The 20,023-nt window shown below is 71.9% G+C and carries 17 protein-coding genes; 8 read left to right on the top strand and 9 right to left on the bottom strand.

Annotated elements, in window-relative coordinates:
* Window positions 1-65 precede the first annotated feature (65 nt).
* Window positions 66-1,247 (top strand): serine hydrolase, encoded by a 1,182-nt coding sequence (locus ACIGXX_RS02145; RefSeq protein ID WP_351156968.1) that lies wholly within the window; start codon window positions 66-68, stop codon window positions 1,245-1,247.
* Here ACIGXX_RS02145 and ACIGXX_RS02140 read toward each other — a convergent pair.
* Window positions 1,223-1,966, bottom strand: coding sequence for a siderophore-interacting protein (locus tag ACIGXX_RS02140; protein WP_399971894.1), 744 nt, complete (start codon window positions 1,964-1,966; stop codon window positions 1,223-1,225). The two genes, ACIGXX_RS02145 and ACIGXX_RS02140, sit on opposite strands and share 25 nt — an antisense overlap.
* Before the next feature lie 91 nt (window positions 1,967-2,057).
* Window positions 2,058-2,471 (bottom strand): SsgA family sporulation/cell division regulator, encoded by a 414-nt coding sequence (locus ACIGXX_RS02135; RefSeq protein WP_351156974.1) that lies wholly within the window; start codon window positions 2,469-2,471, stop codon window positions 2,058-2,060.
* Between the two features lie 207 nt (window positions 2,472-2,678).
* Here ACIGXX_RS02135 and ACIGXX_RS02130 point away from each other — a divergent pair, with 207 nt between their 5' ends.
* The 4 genes from ACIGXX_RS02130 to ACIGXX_RS02115 all read left to right on the top strand — a co-directional run bounded on the left by ACIGXX_RS02130 (window position 2,679) and on the right by ACIGXX_RS02115 (window position 7,852).
* The gene (locus ACIGXX_RS02130; RefSeq protein ID WP_399971892.1) at window positions 2,679-4,217 is read left to right on the top strand and encodes a sigma factor; all 1,539 of its coding nucleotides are present in this window, start codon (window positions 2,679-2,681) and stop codon (window positions 4,215-4,217) included.
* Between the two features lie 210 nt (window positions 4,218-4,427).
* The gene (locus ACIGXX_RS02125; RefSeq protein ID WP_399971890.1) at window positions 4,428-5,969 is read left to right on the top strand and encodes an ATP-dependent DNA ligase; all 1,542 of its coding nucleotides are present in this window, start codon (window positions 4,428-4,430) and stop codon (window positions 5,967-5,969) included.
* Between the two features lie 130 nt (window positions 5,970-6,099).
* Window positions 6,100-6,585, top strand: coding sequence for a TrkA C-terminal domain-containing protein (locus tag ACIGXX_RS02120; protein ID WP_351156982.1), 486 nt, complete (start codon window positions 6,100-6,102; stop codon window positions 6,583-6,585).
* A 4-nt stretch (window positions 6,586-6,589) separates the two neighbouring features.
* Window positions 6,590-7,852, top strand: coding sequence for a cation:proton antiporter (locus ACIGXX_RS02115; protein ID WP_383816715.1), 1,263 nt, complete (start codon window positions 6,590-6,592; stop codon window positions 7,850-7,852).
* Window positions 7,853-7,993: 141 nt separating this feature from the next.
* Here ACIGXX_RS02115 and ACIGXX_RS02110 read toward each other — a convergent pair whose 3' ends face one another.
* Genes ACIGXX_RS02110 through ACIGXX_RS02085 form a run of 6 tightly spaced genes read right to left on the bottom strand, consistent with a single transcriptional unit; the run spans window position 7,994 to window position 15,431 of the window.
* Complete coding sequence (locus ACIGXX_RS02110; RefSeq protein ID WP_361464082.1) at window positions 7,994-9,850, bottom strand: gamma-glutamyltransferase; 1,857 nt, start codon at window positions 9,848-9,850, stop codon at window positions 7,994-7,996.
* 11 nt (window positions 9,851-9,861) lie between these two features.
* Entirely contained in the window at window positions 9,862-10,896 is a 1,035-nt protein-coding gene (locus ACIGXX_RS02105; protein WP_399971887.1) for an ABC transporter ATP-binding protein, read from the bottom strand.
* On the bottom strand, window positions 10,893-11,933 hold the full coding sequence (locus tag ACIGXX_RS02100) for an ABC transporter ATP-binding protein (protein WP_351156992.1): 1,041 nt from the start codon (window positions 11,931-11,933) through the stop codon (window positions 10,893-10,895). Before ACIGXX_RS02100 ends, ACIGXX_RS02105 begins: the two co-directional genes overlap by 4 nt.
* Window positions 11,930-12,814: an ABC transporter permease gene (locus ACIGXX_RS02095; protein WP_399971884.1), complete on the bottom strand. Its 885-nt coding sequence runs from the start codon at window positions 12,812-12,814 to the stop codon at window positions 11,930-11,932. Before ACIGXX_RS02095 ends, ACIGXX_RS02100 begins: the two co-directional genes overlap by 4 nt.
* Window positions 12,811-13,764, bottom strand: coding sequence for an ABC transporter permease (locus tag ACIGXX_RS02090; protein ID WP_366461701.1), 954 nt, complete (start codon window positions 13,762-13,764; stop codon window positions 12,811-12,813). Before ACIGXX_RS02090 ends, ACIGXX_RS02095 begins: the two co-directional genes overlap by 4 nt.
* Window positions 13,765-13,820: 56 nt before the next feature.
* The gene (locus tag ACIGXX_RS02085; protein WP_399971882.1) at window positions 13,821-15,431 is read right to left on the bottom strand and encodes an ABC transporter substrate-binding protein; all 1,611 of its coding nucleotides are present in this window, start codon (window positions 15,429-15,431) and stop codon (window positions 13,821-13,823) included.
* Between the two features lie 284 nt (window positions 15,432-15,715).
* On the opposite strand from ACIGXX_RS02085, the gene ACIGXX_RS02080 reads away from it, so the two are divergent.
* From ACIGXX_RS02080 to ACIGXX_RS02070, 3 genes are all read left to right on the top strand, one after another.
* Window positions 15,716-16,129, top strand: coding sequence for a VOC family protein (locus ACIGXX_RS02080; RefSeq protein WP_399971880.1), 414 nt, complete (start codon window positions 15,716-15,718; stop codon window positions 16,127-16,129).
* Between the two features lie 167 nt (window positions 16,130-16,296).
* Window positions 16,297-17,823: an MFS transporter gene (locus ACIGXX_RS02075; RefSeq protein ID WP_383816705.1), complete on the top strand. Its 1,527-nt coding sequence runs from the start codon at window positions 16,297-16,299 to the stop codon at window positions 17,821-17,823.
* Window positions 17,824-17,838: 15 nt separating this feature from the next.
* Complete coding sequence (locus ACIGXX_RS02070; RefSeq protein WP_361464090.1) at window positions 17,839-19,356, top strand: MFS transporter; 1,518 nt, start codon at window positions 17,839-17,841, stop codon at window positions 19,354-19,356.
* An 89-nt stretch (window positions 19,357-19,445) separates the two neighbouring features.
* On the opposite strand, the gene ACIGXX_RS02065 is transcribed toward ACIGXX_RS02070, so the two are convergent.
* Window positions 19,446-19,925, bottom strand: coding sequence for a GNAT family N-acetyltransferase (locus ACIGXX_RS02065; RefSeq protein WP_351157005.1), 480 nt, complete (start codon window positions 19,923-19,925; stop codon window positions 19,446-19,448).
* Between the last annotated feature and the right edge of the window lie 98 nt (window positions 19,926-20,023).

Here is a 20,023-nt window from a genome sequence, read left to right as displayed (position 1 = left end):
CCCCCGTACATCCAGCCGGACCAAGCTGACCTGCGGTCTTCGGGCGGCGCTCATACGGTGGCTGAATGGTCATCAGGTACCTCCCGCGCTCCTCATCCGTCCGCACCGCGGCCCTCGCGGTCGCCGCCCTGGTCCTCCTGCCCACACCCTTCTCGGCCGCCGCGGCCGAGCCCACGCCCCCGGGGCCCGGTCCCGCGTACTCCTCCGACCTTCTCGACCGGCCGGGCATCCAGGCCCGTCCCGGCGCCGGCGCCCCCGCCGTCCCCGCCGACGTCTCCGCGCTCTCCTGGGTGGTGGCCGACGCCCGTTCGGGCGAAGTGCTCGCGGCCCGGAACGCGCACCGTCAACTGCCGCCCGCCTCCACCCTGAAGTCGCTCTTCGCCCTCACCGCGCTGCCCCACCTGGACGCCGTCGCCCGGCACCGGGTCACCCAGAGCGAGCTCGACGGCGTCGGTGACGGCAGCAGCCTGGTGGGGGTCGAGGCGGGACGCAGTTACAGCGTGGCCGACCTGTGGCGGGGGGTGTTCCTCAGCTCCGGCAACGACGCCGTGCACGTGCTCGCCAAGCTCAACGGCGGCTGGCAGCAGACCGTCCGTCAGATGCGGGCCAAGGCACGCGCGCTGGGCGCCCGCGACACCCATGTGGTCTCGCCCGACGGTTACGACGCGGCCGGGCAGGTGTCATCCGCGTACGACCTGGCGATCTTCGGCCGGGCGGGGCTCGCGGACCCGGAGTTCGCCCGCTACTGCTCGACGTCGGTCGCCAAGTTCCCGCACGGCAACTGGTCCTACCCCATCCAGAACACCAACCGCCTGCTGACCGGCGCCGACGGCGTGGCCCCCTACCCCGGCCTGCTCGGCATCAAGAACGGCTACACCAGCCACGCGGGCAACACCCTCATCAGCGCGGCGCAGCGCGGCGGCCGCACCCTCGTGGTGTCGGTGATGAACCCTCAGGCGAGCGGCGGATACCGCGTGTACGAGGAGACCAGGTCGCTTCTCGACTGGGGGTTCAGGGCCGCCGGGCACGTCAGGCCGGTGGGTTCGCTGCTCCCCAGGAGCGAACGGCAGGGCACGGCGCAGGGCCCCGCGCCCGCCGCCGAGCCCGTCGCCACCTCGCACGACGCGGACGGCCCGGACTGGACCGTGATCCTTCTCGCCGCCGCGGGTTCGGCGGCTCTGGCGGCCGGTGCGGTGGTGGTCCGGCGGCGGAGGGCTCGCGTCTACCGCTTCTCGGGGCGCCAGTAGCCGAGCGCGTGCACGCGCTGCTTCGGGATCGCGAGATCCTTGCGTACGTAGGAGGCGAGGGCCCGGGTCGTCGTCGTGTCGCAGGTGATCCATACGTACACGTCGGCCCTGTCGCCGTCGTTCTCGATCAGTGCGGGCAGCGCCGCCTTGACCTCGTCGACCAGGTGACTGCCCGCGTCGCGTCGCTCCACCCGGTGCAGGTCGTGCAGGGCCGGGTCGAGGCGCAGTTCGAGGTCGTGGTCCGACGCGTGCTGCGTCTCCAGCCAGACGGTCGCCGGCACGTCGGGCATGGCCGTCAGGAGCGAGTTGACGGCCGGGACCGCCGCCGTGTCCCCGATCACCAGGAGCCGCGTGGGCAGCGGCTCGGGCACGTCGAAGCCGGTGCCCTGGAGCGTGGCCTCGATCCTGTCGCCCGGCCCCGCCTTGCGCGCCCAGTCGCTCGCGCGGCCGTCGTGCAGGGCGAACTCCAGGCTGAACGTCCCGGCGGCGGGGTCGGGGTCCACCAGGGTGTAGGCGCGCTGATGATGCTTGCCGTCCGCCTGGTCGATCCACAGGCGGACCCACATCGTCGGATGCACTCCGGTCAGCGCGAGCATGCCGCCGTCCGTGAGGTGCAGGCGCCGGTAGTGCTCGGTGACGTCCTCGGCCCCGGTCACGGTGAACTCGAAGTCCTTGCCGCGGAACAGCTTGAGGACCACTCCCTCCCAGCCATGCCCCATCGGATTCCCCTCCCCTGGGCGGCCGAAAACCACCCACCATGATTAAGTTAGGACAGCCTAACCTAATGGCGGATGGGTGTGTACGGCGCGCTCAGACTCCACCCAGCAGACGGGCCAGATCCTGGTCCAGGTCGAGCCCCGCGACCTCGCGCCCCGCACCCACGACCGCGTAGGTGCGCACCAGGAACCGCTGCAGCACGGCTCTGTCGAACTGCACCAGGGCAAGACCCTGCGGCGCATGGAACTCGAGAACCGTGCGCGCCCGCCCGCACGGCCAGATGTGCACGTCACCGCCGCCCGCGGGGGCGCGAAGGCCCTCTTCGAGGAGCTGGCGGGCGAAGATCCAGGTGACCTCCGCGCCATCGAGGGAGGCCTCCGACGGGAAGACGATCTGGACAGCCAGGGGGTCGTCGGCCGCATAGCGCAGGGTCACGGGCAGCGCGCGCTCGCGCCCCTCGGGGGCGACCAGACGGGCGCGGGCGGGCTGCTCAAGGGTGACGGCCATGATCGGACTCCTCTGCTGGCGCAGCTCCCGCTGCGCACTCTGCTTTCTTCCGTGCCTGTTCGAGTCCGCGACCAGGGGGTTCATTACGCGCCACACGGGACAATCTCTGTGACGTACGCCACTCCAGCCTCACAAGTCGGACATTTAACACCTAGGCTCTGGAACTCGTCCGAACCACCCGCAGTGGGACCGGGAGAGTGCTCTGCCATGACCGACGTATCCGCCGACGCATCCGCCGACGGGCCCGTCACGACGCCCGCCACGGCCACGTACTCCCGTATCTACGAGGAGGAACAGCCGCGCCTCGTCGCCTACGCGCGCTCGCTGACCGGCAACGCCTGGGTCGCCGACGACCTCGTCGCCGAGGCGCACTTCCGTGTCTGGCGGCGGCTGTCCGCGGGTCACGAGATCGAGAACGTACCGGCGTACCTCATGACGACCGTGCGGAACCTCGCGGTGACCGTGGGCCGCGGCTCCGCGCGCGAGACGCCGCATGATCCGCATGCCCCGGAGTCCGTCGAGGCCGTAGAGGCCTTCGGTGCCTTCGATGGAGTGGCAGGCGTCGGTGATGACCCGGGTGACCGTGTCTCCTCCGTGGATCTGCTCGGCCGGGTGCTCGGTCAGCTGCCCGAGCGCTGGGTGAAGGCACTGTGGCTGGCCGAGGCGGAGGGACAGCCGCTGGAGACGGTCGGCCGCAGGATCGGCGCCGGGCAGGGTGCGACCGCCGTCCTGCTCCACCGGGCCCGCGAGGGGATGCGGCAGGCGTTCCTGCGCGCGCATCCCGGCACGCCGGAGGACCCCGCGTGCGAACAGCACTGGGACCGCATACCCGGCCACATACGCGGCGAGGCCTCCGCCCGGCAGTCCGAGCGGCTCCTCGCCCACCTCGACGGCTGCGCCGACTGCCGGGGCAGGCTCGCGCTGCTCGCCCGCGCGAACGACCGGCTGCCCGCGCTGGTCGGTCCTGCGCTGCTGATCTTCGTTCTGGGTGGTGCGGGGAAGTTCCTCGTGCCGCTGGCGGCGGGTTCGGTGGGGGCAGGTTCGGTGGGGGCGGGCTCCGCTGCCGGCTCGGGTGGGCACGGCGGCTTCCTGCACGGCATACGTCATGCCCTCACCGGAGGCGGCAAGCTGCCCGTTGCCGCGGTGGGAGCTGTGGGGGCGTCCCTGGTGGGGGCGGCTGTGGCGGCGGGGCTTCTGCTCGGGGGGTCGGGGTCGGGCCACGCGGTGCCGCCGCAGCGAGCCGCTTCTGTGGAGAGGGGGGTGCCGGAGCAGGCTCCGGCGCCGGTGGCTCCCGCAGCTCCGACGGCTCCCGCAGCTCCGGCGGCTCCTGCGCCGGATACGCCGGATGCGCCGGATGCGCCGGATGCGCCGGAGCCTGGTTCTCCTCCTGCGGAGGCGGAAGCAGAAGCGGAGGTGGAGGCGGAAGCCCCGGAGCAGAAGCCTGCCGCCGAAGAGGCTCCCGCAAAGCCGGAGGCTCCCGAGGCCGTGGCGCCGGATCAGTCCGAGGCGCCGGTCCCTGCGGAGCCGGTGGCTCCTGCCGAGCCGTCGGAACCGGCCGCTCCGCCGGTCCCGACGCCTACCCCTACGCCCACTCCCACGCCTCCCCCTGCGACCCAGACGCCCACCCCGGTGCCTACTCCGGTGGAGCCGACGCCCGTGGAGCCCACCCCTGTCGAGCCCACGTCTCCGCCTGAGCCGGTCTGCGAGCGCTGGGTCGGGCCGATCTATGTCTGCCACAGCCCGTAGTGGGGGTGCGGGCAACGGATTCAGTCCCCAGCCCCGCCCCTTCCCGGCTGTGACATGTGCGTCTCCGCGTCGGGCCACTCTGGCGCGGGGGCCTCGATGGCCGTCGATCACCGGCTCCGCCGAGTTCGTCCTCGAAGGCCGGACGGGCTGAATTCCACCCCCTGAGCCCCCTGGTTTCGGAAAGGTGCCCGATCGGGGAATGGACATCGCATGCTCCTAGCCCGCCTCGCCCACGTGTCCGCCACCGTGGCCACCACCCCCGCCCGATCGCAGAAGATCGCCCTCCTCTCCGACCTCTTCCGGGCCGCCGGCCCCGCCGACGCCCCCATCGTCATTCCCTACCTCGCCGGACGCCTCCCCCAGGGAAGGCTCGGTATCGGGTGGAGCCTCCTCAAGGAGCCGCCTCCGGCCGCCGCCGAGCCCACCCTCACCGTCCAGGCCACGGACGCCGCGCTCACCGCCATCGGTGCGCTCTCCGGGCAGGGCTCGCAGGCCGAACGCAAGCGGCTCGTACGGGAGTTGATGGGGGCTGCCACCGCCGAGGAGCAGCGGTTCCTCCTTGGGCTGCTGACCGGTGAGGTCCGGCAGGGCGCGCTCGACGCCATCGCCGTGGAGGGGCTCGCCCGGGCCACCGAGGCCCCGCCGACCGCCGTGCGCCGTGCGGTGATGCTGGCCGGGGCGGTGACACCCGTCGCCGAGGCCCTGCTCGCCAGGGGGCCGAGCGCCCTGGAGGAGTTCCGGCTCAGCGTCGGGCGGCCCGTGCTGCCGATGCTCGCGCACGGCGCCGGCTCCGTCGCCGAAGGGGTCGAAAAGCTGGGTGCGCCCTGTGCCGTCGAGGAGAAGCTGGACGGTATCCGTGTGCAGGTTCACCGCGATGCCGACGGCGTCCGTGTGTACACCCGCACCCTCGACGACATCACCGACCGGCTGCCCGAACTCACCTCTGCCGCAGAGCAGTTGGCGGGTGGGGACTTCATTCTCGACGGGGAAGTCATCGCGTTCGACGGCGACGGCAGACCCCGGTCCTTCCAGGACATCGCCGGACGCGTCGGGTCCCGTGTCGATGTCGCCACCGCCGCCGCCGAACTTCCCGTGTCCCCCGTCTTCTTCGACGTCCTGTACGCCGAAGGGCGGGATCTGCTCGACCTGCCGTTCGTCGAGCGGCACAGCCATCTGGCGCGGCTCGTTCCCGAGCCGATGCGGGTGCGGCGCATCGTCGTCGCCGACCCCGTCGACGAGGCCCAACTCCGCGCCGCCGAGGAGTTCTTCGCCGACACACTGCGCCGTGGCCATGAAGGCGTCGTGCTCAAGTCCCTCGACGCTCCGTACATCGCCGGGCGGCGCGGTGCGAGCTGGCTGAAGGTCAAGCCCGTGCACACCCTGGACCTCGTGGTCCTGGCCGCCGAGTGGGGGCACGGGCGGCGGACCGGCAAGCTGTCCAATCTCCACCTGGGCGCCCGCCGACCGGACGGCACGTTCGCCATGCTCGGCAAGACCTTCAAGGGCATGACCGACGTGATGCTCGCCTGGCAGACCGAGCGGCTGCGTGAGCTCGCCGTCGGCGACGACGGCTTTGTGGTGACCGTACGTCCGGAGCTCGTCGTCGAGATCGCCTACGACGGGCTGCAGAAGTCCACCCGCTATCCGGCCGGCGTCACGCTCCGCTTCGCCCGGGTCGTCCGCTACCGCGAGGACAAGTCGCCCGCGGAGGCCGATACCGTCGAGACGGTGCTGGCGGAACGTCAGCCCTAGACCGGGCCGATTCCGCACTAGTCCGGGCGCGGGACCTCTACCACCAAGTTCTGGCAAAGAGTGGGCCGATAGGGTGACCTTAACGCCGTATTGACGCCCATCAGCCCGATCAGCACCTAGGGGAAGAGCTGTGCCCGCTTCACGTCTGAGCCAGACGCCACTTCCAGGCATCGGAATCCGGTACGACCTGACCACCCGAGAACATCGGCAGATCTCGGTCGTCGCGCACCGGGACGGCGCGCGCACCCTCAGCGCCTACCGAGCCGACGACCCGGACGAGTGCGCGCTCTCGCTGCGACTGAGTTCGGGTGAGGCGGACGCGCTGATCGACGCGCTGATGCCCTCGCACCACAGCCCGAACCTCCTGCACACCACCGATCTCGGTCTCGTCGCCGAGCGCATCGAGGTGGCCGGCTCCTCGCACTGGAACGGGCGGGTGCTCGGCGAGACCCAGATGCGCACCGAGACAGGTGCCTCCGTCGTCGCGGTACTTCGCAGGGCCGAGGCCATTCCGTCGCCCACGCCGGACTTCCGTCTCGCGGGCGGGGACACCCTCATCGTGATCGGCACCCGCGAGGGTGTGGAGAGCGCCGCCGCGATACTCGGGCGGGAGTGATTCGATGCACTCCGCTGTCTTCCTGATCGAATTCGGCGCGATCATTCTCGCGCTCGGGCTGCTCGGCAGATTCGCCGGACGGTTCCGCTTCTCCCCCATCCCGCTCTATCTGCTGGCCGGGCTCGCGTTCGGCGAGGGCGGTCTGCTGCCGCTGGGCGCCAGTGAGGAGTTCGTCGCGATCGGCGCCGAGATCGGCGTCATCCTGCTGCTGCTCATGCTGGGGCTCGAATACACCGCCAGCGATCTGGTCAGCAATCTCAAGACGCAGTACCCGGCGGGTCTGGTCGACATGGGGCTCAACGCCGTGCCGGGCGCGATCGCCGCGCTCCTCATGGGGTGGGGTCCGGTGGCCGCCGTCGTCCTGGCTGGCGTCACCTGGATCTCGTCGTCCGGGGTCATCGCGAAGGTCCTGAACGACCTGGGCCGCCTGGGCAACCGCGAGACGCCCGTCATCCTCAGCATCCTGGTCCTCGAAGACCTGGCGATGGCCGTGTATCTGCCCATCATCACCGCCCTGTTGGCCGGTGTCGGCTGGGCCGCGGGCAGTCTCACCCTGGGCATCGCGCTCGGGGCGGCCGGTCTGGTGCTGTTCCTCGCCGTGCGCTACGGCCGCGTCATCTCGCGCTTCGTGTCGAGCGACGACCCCGAGAAGCTGCTCCTGGTCGTCCTCGGCCTGACCATCCTGGTCGCCGGGATCGCGCAGCAGCTCCAGGTGTCGGCCGCCGTGGGCGCGTTCCTGGTCGGCATCGCCCTGTCCGGCGAGGTCGCCGAGGGCGCGCACAGTCTCCTGGCGCCGCTGCGGGACCTGTTCGCCGCCGTCTTCTTCGTCTTCTTCGGTCTGCACACCGATCCGGCGAGCATCCCGCCGGTGCTCCTTCCCGCGCTCCTGCTCGCCGTCGTGACGGCGTGCACGAAGATCGCCACGGGGTACTGGGCGGCACGCCGCGCCAAGATCTCCGTCAAGGGGCGGTGGCGGGCGGGCGGCGCCCTCGTGGCGCGCGGCGAGTTCTCCATCGTCATCGCGGGGCTCGCCGTCACCGCGGGCATCGAGCCGTCGCTCGGCCCGCTGGCCACGGCGTACGTCCTGATCCTGGTGATCGTCGGCCCGCTGACCGCGCGCTTCGCGCAGCCGGTGGCCGCACTGGTGGGCGGCGCCGTGTCGCGCCGCCGGGAGGCCGCGGCCACCGTGGCCCTGCCCTCGCCGCGGGAGCCGGAGCAGTCGACGAAGGAATCGCTGGACGGCCAGGAGACGAGCGGCCGGTCCTGACGCCCACCTTCGGCCGGGTACGCGGCGTCGCGCGCCGCGTACCCGGCCGTGCCGCAGGGCTTCCCCGGAGCTGCGTCGGCCGGGTTCGCGCCGTCGCCGGACGCGGATCGTGTTCCGTCCTCGCGCAGTTCCCCGCTTTCTCTACCGCCCCACGGCATACCCCTGCATCCCGCGCGGATTGGCCGCCGCCGAGAGCACCCCGGTGCGCGGATCACGCGCGACCGCGCACAGCCGCCCCTCCGACCAGGGCTCGCCGACCGTCACGTCGTGCCCGCGCAGCCGCAGCTCCTCGATGACCCCCTCGTCCATGCGGGACTCGACGGTGACGCTTCCCGGGCGCATGCCGCGCGGGTAGAAGGAACCGGGGAAGCTGTCGTTGTGCCAGTTGGGGGCGTCGATGGCGCCCTGCAGGTCGAGTCCGCCGCGTACGGAGCCGCGCAGCGCGACCGCGAGGAAGAAGTGCACCTGCCACTGGTCCTGCTGGTCGCCGCCGGGGGTGCCGAAGGCCAGCACCGGTACGCCGTCCTTGAGCGCGAGGGACGGGGTGAGCGTGGTGCGCGGGCGGCGGCCCGGCACCAGGGAGTTGGGCAGGCCCTCTTCGAGCCAGGCCATCTGGAGGCGGGTGCCGAGCGGGAAGCCCAGCTCGGGCACGACCGGGTTGGACTGGAGCCAGCCGCCGCTCGGCGTGGCCGCGACCATGTTGCCCCAGCGGTCCACGATGTCCAGGTGGCAGGTGTCGCCGCGGGTGGCGCCGTCCGCGGAGACGGCCGGTTCGCCGGGCACGGGCGAGGTGCCGCTCTTGGCGACGGTCGGCTCGCCTGCGCCCGCTCCGGGCAGGCCGAGCGCGTCGAAGCCGGGCTCTTTGTCGGCCACGGCGCGCGCGTGGGCGGAGATCTTCGCGGTGCGTCCGCCGGGGCTTCCGGGACGCAGTTCGTGCGAGGCCTTCTCGCCGATGAGCGTCCGGCGCTCGTCGTTGTAGGCCGCGGACAGCAGCTCGGCGACGGGGACCGTGCCGGTGCCGTCGGCGTCGCCGTACCAGGCCTCGCGGTCGGCCATGGCGAGCTTGCAGCCCTCGATCAGGAGGTGCACGTAGTCGGCGGAGCCGTAGGCGGGCAGGTCCGCGAGCTCCGAGGGCAGCAGCGACAGTTGCTGGAGGAAGGCCGGGCCCTGGCTCCAGCCGCCCGCCTTGCACAGCGTCCAGCCGTTCCAGTCGTACGTCGCCGGGTCCTCGTAGGTCGCTTCCCACCCGGCGAGGTCGGCGGCCGTCAGTGTGCCGGTGTGCCGGGAGCCGCTGGTGTCCATCGTGGGGACCGCGGCCTGGCGTATGAGCGCCTCGGCGATGAAGCCCTCGCTCCAGATCTTCCGCGCGGCCTCGATCTGCTCGGTGCGCGAGCCGTTGCCCGCCTCCTCGATCACGCGGCGCCAGGTCGCGGCGAGCGCCGGGTTGCGCAGGAGTTCGCCGGGGCGCGGGGCCTGGCCTTCGGGCAGGTAGACCTCGGCCGACGAGGGCCATTCGGTCGTGAAGAGTTCGCGCACGGTCTCGACGGTCTCGCCGACGCGCTCCACGGGCGCGTGGCCGTCCTCGGCGTATCCGATGGCGTACTTGAGGACGTCGGCGAGGGACTTGGTGCCGTGGTCGCGCAGGAGCACCATCCACGCGTCGAAGGCTCCGGGTACGGCGGCCGCGAGCGGCCCGGTGCCCGGCACCAGGTCGAGGCCGAGCGCGCGGTAGTGCTCCACGGTCGCTGCGGCGGGCGCGACGCCCTGCCCGCACAGGACCCGCACCTCACCGTCGGCGGGCGCCAGGATGATCGGCACCTCTCCTGCCGGGCCGTTGAGGTGCGGCTCGACGACGTGCAGGACGAAACCCGCGGCGACGGCCGCGTCGTAGGCGTTGCCGCCGTCCTCCAGGACGGCCATCGCGGACTGCGATGCGAGCCAGTGGGTGGAGGACACCATGCCGAAGGTGCCTTGGAGGGTCGGCCTAGTGGTGAACAAGTGAGCTGCTCCTAGCGTGCGGTGCGGGTACTGGGGATCGTACGGAGGGTCGGGGCGGCGGCCGCGTCCGGAGCCGTGCCGTCGTCGGCGACCAGGTGGCAGGAGACCTGGCGGTGGCCCTCTCCGGGAAGTTCGCGCAGTTCGGGCACCTCGACGCGGCAGCGGTCGACGGCCAGCGGGCAGCGCGTGTGGAAGCGGCAGCCCGGCGGCGGGGCGAGCGGGCTGGGCAGTTCGCCGCTGAGGACGATGCGCTCGCGGGTGCGCTGGAGCGCCGGGTCGGGTACGGGCGCCGCGGAGAGCAGCGCCTGGGTGTACGGGTGCTTGGGGGCGGCGAACAGCTCGACGGTGGGCGCCTGTTCGACGATCTGGCCGAGGTACATGACCGCGATGCGGTCGGCGAGGAACTCCACCGCGGCCAGGTCGTGCGTGATGAACAGGCACCCGAAGCCGCGGTCCCGCTGCAGGTCGGCCAGGAGGTTGAGGACCGAGGCCTGGACGGAGACGTCGAGGGCGGAGGTGGGTTCGTCGGCCACCAGGAGGTCCGGGTCGACACTGAGCGCGCGGGCGATGGAGATGCGCTGGCGCTGCCCGCCGGAGAGTTCGTGCGGATGCCGGTCGGCGTGCTCGGGGCGCAGGCCGACCTGGGCGAGGAGTTCCGCCACGCGCGCGCGTGCCGCGTCCCCCTTGGCGATGGAGTGCAGGCGCAGGGGTTCGGCGATGATCTGCCCGACGGTCATGCGCGGGTCGAGCGAGGAGGAGGGGTCCTGGAAGACGAGGTGGAAGTCCTTGCGCAGGGGCCGCAGGGCGCGCCGCGAGAGGCGGGTCACGTCCGTGCCGTTGATGCGGATGGTGCCACCGGTGGGGTCGTCGAGCCGGACGGCGCAGCGCCCGACGGTCGACTTGCCGCTCCCCGATTCCCCCACGAGGCCCACGACTTCGCCCTTGCCGACGGTGAGCGTGACGCCGTCGGCGGCGCGCACGGTGCCGCCGGGGCCCGCGAAGTGCCGCTGGAGGTCGCGCAGTTCAAGAACGGGTGTCGGGGTCACTGTCCGGCCTCCTGGATGGTGGGCGTGAGCACGGCGGCGTCCTGCGGGTGCCAGCAGGCCGCCCGGTGCGCGGCGTCGGCTCCGGCGTCCAGGGAGACGGCCTTGAAGCCGGGCTTGCGCGTCGTGCACCGGTCGTCGGCGTGGGCGCAGCGCGGGGCGAAGGTGCAGGCGTCGGGCTGCGCGTCCAGGCTCGGCACCAGGCCGGGGATCTCGGGCAGGCGCCGTTTGCCCTCGCCGCCGGGGCGAAGGACCGCGCCCAGCAGGCCGCGGGTGTAGGGGTGGCGGGGCTCGGCGAACAGTTCGTGCACGGGGGCCTGTTCGACGGGGCGGCCGGCGTACATGACCAGGACCCGGTCGGCGGCGTCGGCCACCACGCCCAGGTCGTGGGTGATCAGCACGATCGCGGTGCCGAGCCGCTCGCGCAGCGACTGGAGGACTTCGAGGATGCCCGCCTGGACGGTGACGTCGAGGGCCGTGGTCGGCTCGTCGGCGATCAGTACGGACGGGTCGCAGGCGACCGCGATGGCGATCATGACGCGCTGGCGCATGCCGCCGCTGAGCTGGTGGGGGTATTCGTCGACGCGCTGGGCGGGGGCCGGGATGCCCACCAGGTCGAGGAGTTCGACGGCACGCGCGCGTGCCTCCTTCTTCGACAGGCCCTGGTGGCGCCGGAGCACCTCGCCGATCTGCCGGCCGATGGTCAGGACCGGGTTCAGCGAGGTCATCGGCTCCTGGAAGATCATCGCGATGTCCTTGCCGCGGACCCTTCCGAGTTCCTTCTCGCTCGCTCCGGCGATCTCGGCGCCGCCGAGTCTGATCGACCCTTCGATGTGCGCGGTGGGCGGCAGGAGCCCCATCACGGCCATCGCCGTGACGGACTTGCCGCATCCCGATTCACCGACCACCGCGAGCACTTCGCCCGGTGCGACGTCGTACGAGAGGTGGTCGACGGCGTGCACGGTGCGGGTGTCGGAGCGGAAGGAGACGGACAGGTCGCGCACGCTCAGTACCGGTTCGGTCGTCACTGGCTGGGTCATCGGGTGGCTCCTCGGGGGTCGAGGACGTCCCGCAGGCCGTCGCCGAGCAGGTTGAACGCCAGGGTGGCCGCGACGACGGCGAGTCCGGGGAAGACCGCCATCCACGGCGCGGGCGCGAGGAAGGACTGGGCGCCGGAGAGCATCACGCCGAGGGAGGCCTCCGGCGGCTGGACGCCGAGGCCCAGGAAGCTGAGCAGCGCCTCGCCGATGATCGCGGCGGGGATGCCGACGGTGGCCTGGACGGTCAGCGCCGAGGTGGCGTTGGGCAGGATGTGCCGGAAGAGCACGGTGGCGTCGCCGCCTCCGTTGGCGACGGCGGCGGCCACGTAGTCGACGTGGCGCAGCCGCAGTGTCTCCGCGCGGGTGATGCGGATGACGGCCGGGATCTGCGAGATCCCGATCGCGATGGTCGCGTTGGTGAGCGAGGGGCCGAGCACCGCGGCGAGCCCGACGGCCAGGACCAGGAAGGGGAAGGCCAGCATCGTGTCGGTGAGCCGCGAGACGACGCTGTCGGTGAACTTGCCGTAGTAGCCCGCGAGCAGTCCCAGGGGTACGCCGACGAGGAACGCGAGCGCCACCGCCACCACCCCGACCTGCATGGACGCCCGCGCCCCGTACACGACGCGGGAGAGCTGGTCGCGGCCGAGGTCGTCGGTGCCCAGCCAGTGCGACCAGCCGGGCGCGGCGAGGGCGTCGGCGAAGTCGGGGCGCGCCGGGTCGTAGGGCGCGACCAGCGGCGCGAAGAGCGCCACGAGGACGAACACGGCGGCGATGACGCCACCGGTCATGGCCAGGCGGTTCTTGCGCAGGGCGCGCAGCTTGCCGCTGCCCGCGCCCGCGGAACGTATCCGCCCCAGTGTTGTGAGCGCCGCTGTGGTCACCGGGCACCTCCGAGCCGGATGCGCGGGTCGATGACCGAATACGCCACGTCGACCAGCAGGTTGATGAGGATGTACGCGGCGGAGGTGCACAGCACCACGCCTTGCAGGGTCGCGTAGTCGCGGGTGAAGACGGCGTCGATGGTGAGCTTGCCGAAGCCGGGCAGGACGAAGATCTGCTCGGTGACGACGGCGCCGGAGATGAGGTGGCCGAGCTGGAGTCCGAGCACGGTCACGACCGTGACCAGGGAGTTGCGCAGCGCGTGCCCGCCGATGACCTCGCGCCGGGACAGGCCCTTGGCCCTTGCGGTGCGTACGTAGTCGGCGGAGAGCGAGTCGAGCATCGCCGCCCGCGTCTGGCGCATCACCACGGCCGCGAGACCCGAGCCGAGGACGATCGCGGGCAGCACCATGCGGCGCAGGTTGTCCAGCGGGTCGGTGCCGAAGGGCACGTATCCGGAGGCCGAGAAGACCGGCAGGGCGATGGCGAACCCGAGGACCAGGACGATGCCGAGCCAGAAGGTGGGGACGGAGAGCCCCAGCAGGGCCAGGGCGTTGGCGAGCCACTCCTCGGGCTTTCCGCGCCGCACGGCGGCGACGATGCCCGCGCCGATGCCGACGACGACCGCCAGCAGCAGGGAGAGGGCGGCCAGTTCGAGGGTGATGGGCAGCGCCGCGGTGATGGCGTCGGTGACGGGGAGGCCGGTGCGCGACGAGGTGCCGAGGTCACCGGTGATCGCGTGGCCGATGAACCGCCCGTACTGGACGACGATGTTGTCGTTGAGGCCGTAGCTCTCGCGGATCGCGGCGAGCGCCTCGGGGCTGCGTTCCTCGCCGGCGAGCGCGAGGGCCGGGTCGCCGGGCAGCGCGCGGATGCCGGCGAAGACGACCATGCTGACCAGGACGAGTGTGATGAGGGACTGGCGGACGCGGGTGAGCACATAGGAGGCCATGGGGCTCAGGCGCATCGAGATCGGGCGCGCGGTCTTCGGGCGCGGGGGGCTCAGGCTCATCGGGTGTACCCCGCAGTCGTGACGCGGACCAGGCCGTCTCCGTAGACGCGGACGCCGGCGACGTCCTTGCCGGCGACGATGTAGTTCTTCTGCCGGTAGAGGTAGATGAGCCCGCGCCGTTCCTGGGCGCGCTCGGTCAACTCCTGGTAGATCCGGGTGCGTTCGTCCGGGTCGGCCTCGGCGCGGCCGCGCTCGACGAGGCGGTCGATGGCCGGGTCCGAGAGTCCGTAGGCGTTCATCGCGCCGCGTGTCTGCAGGAAGCTGGCGATGTTGCCGTCCGGGTCGAGGCGTCCCGACCAGCCGCTGGTGAAGGCGTCGTAGTGCCCGGCGTCGGTCTCTTCGAGCATCGTGGCGTACTCGGTGGGGCGCAGCGTGACGGCGAAGCCCGCCTCCTTGGTCATCGCCTGTACGACCTGTCCCAGGCGGCTGGACTCGGGCGTCGTGGACACCTTCAGCTCGATGGGCAGCGGGGTCTTCACCCCGGCCTGCCGCAGGAGCTTCCTGGCTCTGGCCACGTCCCGCTCGGGGCACTGGGACGCCTTGACGCCGGGTGCGATGGCGGATTCGGGCGAGACGGGGCCGCAGGCGGGCTCGTACATGCCCTGGAAGACGACCTTGTTGATGAGGTCGCGGTCGATGGCGAGCTCGAAGGCCTCACGGACCCGGGGGTCGCGCGCGAGGGGCGTGTCGACGCGCCCCGGCTTCTCCCCCAGGCCCTTGACGTTGCCGACGTTGAAGCCGATGCCCTGGTAGCCGAGCGAGGGCGAGTTGAAGAGCTGGAGGCCGGGCTCGGTCAGCGCGCTGCGCACGTCGACGGGGGTCATCTGGTCGCCGATCTGGATGTCGCCGGAGCGCAGGTTGGCCAGGCGGACGTTGCCGTCGGGTATCGGCTTGTAGATCACCTTGTCGAGGTGGACCCGGTCGGCCGCGTAGTAGTTCGGGTCCTTGGCGAGCACGATGCGGTCGCCGCCGACGCGCTCGACGTACTTGAACGGGCCCACGCAGGAGGGGTGGTTGGTGAAGTTCTTGCCGTACTTCTTGAGCGCGGCGGGCGACATCACCATGCCCGAGCGGTCCGCGAGGACGGCCGTGAGGGGGACGTAGGCCTGCTTGAGGGTGAGCTCGACCGTGTACGGTCCGGTCGCCCGAGCCCCGGCGAGCGGGGCGAGTTCGGTGGCGCGCGCCGAGCCCGCGAGGTCGCGGTGGCGGAGCAGCGAGGTGACGGCGGCGGCCGCGTCGAGCTTGCCGCCGTCGCTGAACCTCAGGCCCTTGCGCAGGCCGAAGGTGACGGTGCGGCCGTCCTTCGACGTCTCGGGCAGGGCGGTGGCGAGCTGCGGGATCACGGTCCCGTGCTCGTCGATGTCGTAGAGCTTCTCGCACATCCCGGCGAAGACGGTGCGGCCCACCAGGGTCTGCGCGAGGGTCGGGTCGAGCTTGTCCGGGTCGGCGTTGAGGGCGACGGTGAGGGTGCCGCCGTCGCGCACGGGACGGTCGTCGGTCATGCGCTCACCGCCGACCTCGGTGGCCGAGGACTGCAGGGAGCCGCAGCCCGCCGTCAGGGACATCACCAGGGCAACCGCCGCGAGGGCAACCGCTTTTCGGCGCACGAGTAGGTACCTCCGCCAGGGTGGTTCCGGGCTGATCGTGGACGATCAAGGAATACGGCAGAACGTATTTCGCATACAGTCCGCACACAAGAGGTCCGTCCGGATGCCGGACCGGATTTGATGAAGATTGAATAACCGGGTGCGACAAATGACCGGGGTCGGCCTTCGGCGGACTTTCCGTCCATCCAGGGACGACGCGTCCCAGAGCCACTCGCCGGGCCGTTGTCAGTGCCCCGCGCTACTCTCCGCGCAACTGACCGTTCACCCCGTTCTGGGAGGTTTTCATGGTCTCGCGCCTCAACCCGTATCTCAGCTTCGGTGGCGATGCCCGACCGGCGATGGAGTTCTACAAGGAGGTCTTCGGCGGCGAACTGGCGCTGAACACCTTCGGCGAAGCCGGCCAGCAGGGCACCCCCGATGCCGACAAGATCATGCACGCCATGCTGGAGGCGCCGAACGGCTTCACCCTCATGGGCGCCGACACCCCGCCCGGCATGCAGCACACCCCGGGCAACAACTTCTCGGTGAGCCTCAGCGGGGACGACTCGTCCGAACTGCGCGGCTACTGGGAGAAGCTGTCCGCCGGTGGCTCGGTCTCCGTGCCGCTGGAGAAGCAGATGTGGGGCGACGTGTTCGGCATGTGTACGGACCGCTTCGGCATCCCCTGGATGGTCAACATCAGCGAGCCGCAGAACTGACCGCCACCAGCGGAACCGGGCGGATTTCCGAGCGGTCCGCCGGGCGGTGCCTCATGCGTTCCTCCGTGCGGGGCCCGGCCCTGCCGGGCCCCGGTCGCGGGCTCTGACCAGCGCGCCTACGGTGTGACGGGGATGTCTTGAGTGACGGGGGCGTCTGGAGGCCAGCGATGGACCGCTCACCCGCGCCGGAACCCTTCGATGCGGTACAGACCGCAGGATCCTCGGCCTCCGCTCCCCCACATCCGAGCGGTGGCAGCCACGAACACCGCTGGCTGATCCTCGGCATCGTGGGAATCGCCCAGCTGATGGTGGTCCTCGACGCGACGATCGTGAACATCGCGCTGCCATCGGCCCAGCAGGACCTCGGGTTCAGCGACGGCAACCGCCAGTGGATCGTCACCGCGTACGCACTCGCCTTCGGCAGCCTGCTGCTGCTCGGCGGGCGGATCGCCGACCTGGTGGGCCGCAAGCTCGTGTTCCTCGCCGGTCTGGCCGGCTTCGCGCTCGCCTCGGCCCTCGGCGGCGCGGCGACGAGCTTCACCATGCTGGTGGTGGCCCGCGCCCTGCAGGGCGTGTTCGGAGCGCTCCTCGCGCCCGCCGCGCTGTCCCTGCTCACCACGACGTTCACGGACCCCAAGGAGCGCGCGAAGGCGTTCGGCATCTACGGCGCCATCGCGGGCGCGGGCGGCGCCGTCGGTCTGCTCCTGGGCGGCGTCCTGACCGAGTACCTGGACTGGCGCTGGTGCCTGTACGTGAACCTGATCTTCGCCGTGCTCGCCATGCTGGGCGGCGCCCGGCTGCTGCACGGCGGCAGGCCCGCCGACCGGCCGAAGCTGGACGTGCCCGGCACCCTGCTGGTCTCCGCGGGTCTGTTCTGCATCGTCTACGGCTTCTCGAACGCCGAGACACACGCCTGGAGCGACGTCGACACCTGGGGCTTCCTCGTGGTCGGCGCCGTCCTGGTGGCCGCCTTCGCCTGGTGGCAGACGCGCGCCGAGCACCCGCTGCTCCCGCTGCGGGTGGTGCTCGACCGCGACCGCGGCGCCTCGTTCCTCGCGATGTTCATCTCCGGCGCCGGCATGTTCGGTGTCTTCCTGTTCCTGACGTACTACCTCCAGCAGATCCTCGGCTACACCCCGGTCAAGACGGGCCTCGCCTTCCTGCCGATGGTCGCCGTGATGGTGGTCATCTCGGTCGTCACGACCAACTCGCTCGTGCCGCGGTTCGGCGCGAAGCCGATCGTGCCGCTCGGCATGGGGCTCGCGGCGGCCGCGATGGCCTGGCTGACCGCCCTGGACGTGCACAGCGGTTACGCGGCCCACGTACTGCCGCCGCTGCTCGTCGCCGGTCTCGGCCTCGGTCTGGTCTTCGCCCCGGCGATGAGCATGGCGACCGCGGGCGTGGCCGCGCACGACGCGGGTGTGGCATCGGCGATGGTCAACACCAGCCAGCAGGTGGGCGGTTCGATCGGCACGGCCCTGCTCAACTCCCTGGCCACCAGCGCCGCGGCCAACTACCTCGTGGGCAAGCAGCCGACGCCCGAGGTGCAGGCCCAGTCGGCGATGGAGAGTTACTCCACCGCGTACACCTGGTCGGCCGTATTCTTCGCGGTCGGACTGCTCGTTACGGTCGTCCTGTACCGCCGGGGCGCGCCGGTCCACTCCGAGGCGGGCGGCGGCGCGGTGCACATGTAGAGCGGCGGTGGGCAGATGGTTTCGACGGAGGCTTCGGCGACGGACAGCGCCGACGGCGGCGTCGCGCTGAAGTCGGCGCGGGGCCGCTGGGTGCTCGCCTGCGCCGTGCTCGCGTCGGGCATGGCGATGCTGGACGGCACGGTGGTGAACGTCGCCCTGCCCACGCTCGGCCGCGACCTGGACGCCTCGATCGCCTCCCTGCAGTGGGTCGTCAACGCCTACATGCTCACGCTCTCGGCGCTGCTGCTGCTCGGCGGGGCGCTCGGCGACCGCATCGGGCGGCGGCGCACCCTGGTCATCGGCGTCGTGTGGTTCGCCCTCGCCTCCGCCCTGTGCGGGCTCGCGCAGGACGCGGGGATGCTCATCGCGGCGCGGGCGCTCCAGGGCATCGGCGGCGCGCTGCTCACGCCCGGTTCGCTCGCCCTGGTGCGTACGTCGTTCAGACCGCAGGACCAGGCGCGTGCGGTGGGCGCGTGGTCGGGGCTGGGCGGAGTCGCGGGCGCGGTCGGGCCGTTCCTGGGCGGCTGGCTGATCGACGGGCCCGGCTGGCGGTGGATCTTCCTGATCAACATTCCGCTGGCCGCGCTCGTGCTCTTCGCGGTCCGCCACGTGCCGGAGAGCCGGGCCGAAGGCGCCGCGGACAAGCCCTTCGACGTGACGGGGGCCTGCCTGGCGGCGCTGTTCCTCGCGGGCATCAGCTTCGCGCTCATCGGCGCGTCGGGCGACTCGTCGAAGGCGGCGGCGCTCCTGCCGGGGCTCGGCGGGCTCGCGGCGGGCGTCGCCTTCGTCGTGGTCGAGCATCGCCGCCGCAACCCGATGCTGCCGCTCTCCCTGTTCCGCTCCCGCCTGTTCAGCGCGGCCAACGTCATGACGCTGTGCCTGTACGCGGCCATCGGCGGGCTCTTGTTCATGCTGCCGGTGCAGTTGCAGACGACCCTTGGCTACGACGCGTTGCAGGCGGGCACGGCGACACTGCCGATCACGGTCATGATGCTGCTGCTCTCGGCCGCGGCGGGCGATCTGTCACGGCGGGTCGGCCCCACCTTGCCGCTGATCGCGGGCCCGTTGATCGCGGCAGCCGGGGCGCTGTTGATGCTGCGGATCGAGCCCGGCGCCGCCTACGTCACGGAGGTGCTGCCCGCGGTCGTGGTGCTGGGCCTGGGGATGAGCGTGTTCGTCGCTCCGCTGACGGCGACGGTCCTCGCCTCGGTGGACGCGGGGCGCGCGGGTCTGGCGAGCGGCGTCAACAACACCGCGGCGCGGGTGGCCCAGATGCTCGTCGTGGCCGCGCTGCCGCTGGCGGTGGGCCTGTCGGGGACGGCGTACGCGGATCCGGACGCGTTGAACACGGCGTTCGGCAAGGCGGCCGTGGGCTGCGCGGGCCTGTTCGTGCTCGCGGCGGCAGCGGCGGCGGTCTTCATCCGCCCGCGTCCGGCCTCCTGGCACGAGGACGCGGGGAACACGCCGCGCTGCAAGTCCCATCTGGGCGTCAGCGCACCGCCGTTGGAGCCGGGCAAGGACTGCGCGGGCTGAGGACGCCGGTCAATTCCCGCCAGAAGCGTCCCGGCAGGAGCTTCCCTCCAGATGCTTCCCGGCAGGAGCTTCTCCTCGGAGGGTTCCCGTCAGACCGCCGCGTCGGGCGCCTCGCGCACGAAGAGGGTGACCGAGACGCTCTCCTCGAAGCCGTTGCGCCGCATCAGCGCGGCCGACGCGGTGTTGCGCGACTCCACGTCGGTCACCACGGCGGTGGCGCCCGCGGCGGTCAGCGTGGCGCAGCAGGCCTGCACCAGATGGCTGGCGACGCCCTGCCCCTGATAGGCGGGGGCGCTGGCGATCCACTCCAGGTTCCCCCAGTCCGTGCGCTGGTCGAAGCCCATCGAGCCGAGGACGAACCCGGCCAGATCCTCACCGTCGAGCGCCACCCAGCAGGAGGACGCGTCGGCGTCCATGTGCCCGGCGATCGCCGAAAGGGACCAGGACGTGTACGGCTTCACCGAGGTGTCGTACAGCTCACGCCCCAGGGCGAGGACGTCGGCCAGATGGGTGGGAGCCATCCGTTCGAGGACGATCGGGGACCGCTGGTGAGCTGCGGCGGCGGACATGGGACCTCCCGGGGTACTGACGCCGGGACCTGCACGGAAGCGGGCACGGCGGCCGACTGCCTCTCACGCTATGAGGGCCGCGGGCCCGGCGCACGCCG

It is taken from the genome of Streptomyces sp. NPDC055243, from assembly GCF_044544025.1.
Lineage (GTDB): Bacteria > Actinomycetota > Actinomycetes > Streptomycetales > Streptomycetaceae > Streptomyces.
The sequence above is the reverse complement of the archived record's forward strand: the minus strand, read 5'-3'. Positions and strand labels throughout refer to the sequence as shown.